General features: G+C 67.6%; 5 protein-coding genes. 1 reads left to right on the plus strand and 4 read right to left on the minus strand.

Annotated elements, in window-relative coordinates; translation table 11 throughout:
• Positions 1-135: 135 nt before the first annotated feature.
• Positions 136-606, plus strand: a complete 471-nt coding sequence (locus V7Z54_RS06360) for a (deoxy)nucleoside triphosphate pyrophosphohydrolase (protein ID WP_334135215.1) — start codon at positions 136-138, stop codon at positions 604-606.
• A 166-nt stretch (positions 607-772) separates the two neighbouring features.
• Here the strand turns inward: V7Z54_RS06360 and V7Z54_RS06365 are convergent, their stop codons facing one another.
• From V7Z54_RS06365 to V7Z54_RS06380, 4 genes are read right to left on the minus strand one after another with little or no spacing between them, the layout of a single operon-like run.
• Positions 773-982, minus strand: a complete 210-nt coding sequence (locus V7Z54_RS06365) for a DNA gyrase inhibitor YacG (protein WP_334135217.1) — start codon at positions 980-982, stop codon at positions 773-775.
• A gap of 38 nt (positions 983-1,020) precedes the next feature.
• Complete coding sequence (gene zapD, locus V7Z54_RS06370; protein WP_334135219.1) at positions 1,021-1,779, minus strand: cell division protein ZapD; 759 nt, start codon at positions 1,777-1,779, stop codon at positions 1,021-1,023.
• Between the two features lie 7 nt (positions 1,780-1,786).
• Positions 1,787-2,443, minus strand: a complete 657-nt coding sequence (coaE, locus tag V7Z54_RS06375) for a dephospho-CoA kinase (RefSeq protein ID WP_334135220.1) — start codon at positions 2,441-2,443, stop codon at positions 1,787-1,789.
• A complete protein-coding gene (locus V7Z54_RS06380; RefSeq protein ID WP_334135221.1) occupies positions 2,444-3,388 on the minus strand; it encodes a prepilin peptidase in 945 nt (314 codons plus the stop codon).
• Between the last annotated feature and the right edge of the window lie 205 nt (positions 3,389-3,593).

Below are 3,593 nucleotides of genomic sequence, written 5' to 3' on the forward strand. Positions count from 1 at the left end.
GGGCGACGGTCCCAACGGTGCGCAGGCCATGCCATGACGGCGCAGGCGACTGGCGTGCACCGTGCAGAGCAGGGGGTGTCGCAGCTGGCTGCGTCGCCGCCGGCGGGTTGCGGATCTCTTTGCCCAGATAGACCGTTGGGGCCATGCGCGTGCCCCAGCGAGGGCGCCGAAGCGGTGCTGGTCGTCGATGCTCAGCAGCCGCGGCCCGCAGGCCCGCGCCAGCCCGTGGATGTGGCGGTGGGGCTGCTCATCGATGCCCAGGGTCGCTTTCTGATGACGACTCGGCCGCCCGGCAAAGCCTACGCGGGCTACTGGGAGTTCCCGGGCGGCAAGGTCGAGGCCGGCGAGACGGTGCAGCAGGCCCTGCAGCGCGAGTTGCGCGAAGAAATCGGCATCGAGATCGGTGCCGCGCAGCCGTGGCAGACGCTGGTGGTGGACTATCCGCACGCGCTGGTGCGCCTGCACGTCTGTCGCATTACCCGGTGGCAGGGCGAGCTGCGTATGCACGAGGGCCAGGACTGTGCCTGGCAGACGCTGCCGGTGACGGTGGCCCCGGTGTTGCCCGGCACGGTGCCGCTGCTGCAGGCGCTGGGCCAAGCGGCCTGATATCGAAGGGCTGCGCTTCGTGTGCGGCGGCAACGGGCGCTTGGGGGTCTGGTCGCGCTCGGCCCCGCCGGGTTTGCCAGGCTGCAGGCGCGCAACGGGTGTGGGCGCTGGACTGCGCCGGCAAGGCGAAGGCGTGCCGTTGCGGGTGCACGACGCACGCATTCACTCAGTGCCGCAGTGCGTCGTCCCCGTCGGGCGGCGTGGGCGTTGCTGACGGGTCGGGCACTCGATACGCCTCGCTGGCCCAGGCGCCCAAGTCGAGCTGCTTGCAGCGCTGGCTGCAGAACGGACGCCACGGGTTATCGGCTGCGTAGCGGGCCGGCCCACCGCACTGCGGGCAGGTGACGATGCGTGGGGCAAACGGAGTATCGCTCATCGGAGGATGGTCCGTTGGTCAGCGTGACCCGACGGGGGTCAGGCGCACAGGTGCACTTCGAACTCGGCGTCGGCGTCGGCGGCGTGCTCCAGCCGGCCCTCGGCGTTGCGGCGCAGCAAGCGCACCGAAAATAGCAGCCGGTTGCCGCTGATTTCGGCAATCAATCCCAGTGCTGGGTCGAGCCAGACGCGCAGCAGCTGAAAAGTGCGCGTCTGTGGCAAGCTCTGCTGGTAGGCGCCCTGGGTGGCAAATACTTTTTGTGCGACTGCGGTTTCGCGCAGCAGTTGCAGCAGCAACTGCACCGGTTCGGCCAGACAGGCCAGGGTAGAGGCCCACTGCGCCAAATCGGCCTGGCGGCGGGCCGCAGGCTGATGTAGCCAATCATGGTAAGCGGGCAAGTCGAACGCGCAGGTGCCGCCGGGAATGCCAATGCGGTTGCGTACCGAGTTCAGCCACTCGATATGGCCGAGCGCGTGGCCCGCGCGCCCTTCGTCGTCGCGCAGCGCGGCGTAGCAGCGGTCGATGCGCATAATCAGTGCATCCAACGCCGCTTCCGAAATGGCCGGGTTGCCGCGGTAGGCGCTAAAGGTTTGCTTGTGGCGCTCTAGATCTTTGAGGATTTCGGATTTGAGATCGGCGCGTGCACCCACTTCGGTGATCTCGAACAGGGTCTGCAGCGCAAAGTGGTGATCCAGCGCATCGGTTCGCGCCACCAGCATGCCCAGCCGCTGCAGCAGGTGTTCCAGCCGCAGGTAGGTACGGATGCGCTCGTTGAAAGGATATTCGTACAGAATCACGCGGGCATCATAGCGGCAAAGCGCGCTGCTCCCACAGCTGGCGCACGCGTTCGCGCAAGGTCGGCAGGTCAATGCCATCGTTGTCGATGACGGCGTGCGCGGCAGCCAGCCGCTTGGCCCGACTGGCCTGCTGCGCCATCACTGCTTGCACCTGCGCGCGCGGCCAGCCGTTGCGCGCCATGACGCGCCGGATTTGTGTCTCCGGTGTGCAGTCCACCACCCAGATGCGGTCGCAGCGCTGGCGCCAAGTCTGCGACTCGACCAGCAGGGGTAGGTCCAGTACGATGGCGTCGGCGCCGCAGGCCGCGATGCGGCGGTCGATCTCGGCGCGCACCAGCGGATGGATGATGGCCTCCAGCCGCGCCTTGGCGCTTGGGTCGCTGAAGACCAGCGCGCGCATGCGGTCGCGGTTCAGCGCCCCGTCGGCGGTGATGAAGGCGTCGCCGAAGGCTAGCCGGATCGGTCCGATGGCGCTGCCGCCGGCCGCGGTGCAGGCGCGCGACAGCGCATCCGCATCCACCACCTCCGCGCCCAGTTCGGCCAGCATCGCCGCCACGGTACTCTTGCCGCTGCCGATGCCGCCGGTTAGACCTATGCGCAACGGGTGCGCGGCCGTCGTGAGAGCCGCCTTGACATCGGGGCGCTGTGCCGTCTCTGATGTCATTCAAGCCAACCCCAGCACCTGCACAACGGTGTGCGGCCCCAAGGCCCACATCAGCAGGCCACCGAAAGCCAGAAACGGGCCAAACGGTACATAGCGGCCTTCGCGCAGCGTACCCTTGGCCTTCATGAGTAGTCCGACGGCGGCACCCAGGGCGGACGCCACCAGCACCAGCGGGATGAGCGCCTGCCAACCCAGCCAAGCGCCCAGCGCCGCCAGCAGTTTGAAGTCACCGTAGCCCATGCCTTCCTTGCCGGTGGTGAGCTTGAAGGCCCAGTACACCGACCACAGCGACAAGTAGCCCGCCACCGCCCCCCACAGCGCATCGGGCAACGACACGCCGCTCAAACCCAGCGCGGCAGCGATCAAGCCGGCCCAGGCCAGCGGCAGCGTCAAATCGTCGGGCAGTAGCGTGGTGTTCCAATCGATGAACGCCAGCGCCAACACGGTGGCGATGAAGCCCCACCACGCCAGGGTGGCGGCGCTGACGCCGTGGCGCGCAAACACGGCTGCGAAGGCCAGCCCGGTGACCAGTTCCACCAGCGGGTAGCGCGCGCTGATGGGCGCGTGGCAGGCAGCGCAGCGCCCGCGCAAGGCGATCCAGCTCAGCAGCGGAATGTTGTGGATCCAGCGAATCGGCGTGCCGCAGGCGGGGCATTGCGAGCGCGGCACCAACAGGTTGTAGGGCTGGGCGTCATGCGGTGCCGGTGCGGCCAAGCCCACATCCGTCTCGGCGGTCGCTGTGCCGTCGCCGGGCAAGGCCACATAGGCAGCGGCCTCGGCTGCCCAGCGGCGTTCCAACATGCGCGGCAGGCGGTGGATGACCACGTTCAAAAAGCTGCCCATCACGAGTCCAATTAGCACAGCGGCGATCAGACCCGGAAGTTCGGCGTTGGCAAAAGCAAAGTCGAAGTCAAAGTCAAAGTCAAAGTCAGAAAGCGCGAGCATGCGCAGCAAACGAAAAAGGTTTCTGGAAGGTGCCTGGTGCGGCAGACCTCAGTGTAGCCGCTGCCAACAGCGCGCGGTGGGCGCCCAAGGGGCCCCGGCGCTTCGCGTATCAGACCGGCATTCCGATGTGGCCGATCGAGCACCTACACGACGCACCTGGAGCGCATCGAAAGCATTCTGGGGCGCCGTCCAGGGGCTACGCTGT

The organism is Tepidimonas sp. (assembly GCF_036824975.1).
In the GTDB taxonomy this organism is placed as follows: Bacteria; Pseudomonadota; Gammaproteobacteria; order Burkholderiales; family Burkholderiaceae_C; genus Tepidimonas.

Bases quoted from the DNA above. Each gene is read 5' to 3' on its own strand.
- V7Z54_RS06365 (WP_334135217.1), bottom strand. From the start codon at position 982: ATGAGCGATACTCCGTTTGCCCCACGCATCGTCACCTGCCCGCAGTGC.
- coaE (WP_334135220.1), bottom strand. From the start codon at position 2,443: ATGACATCAGAGACGGCACAGCGCCCCGATGTCAAGGCGGCTCTCACG.
- V7Z54_RS06380 (WP_334135221.1), bottom strand. From the start codon at position 3,388: ATGCTCGCGCTTTCTGACTTTGACTTTGACTTTGACTTCGACTTTGCT.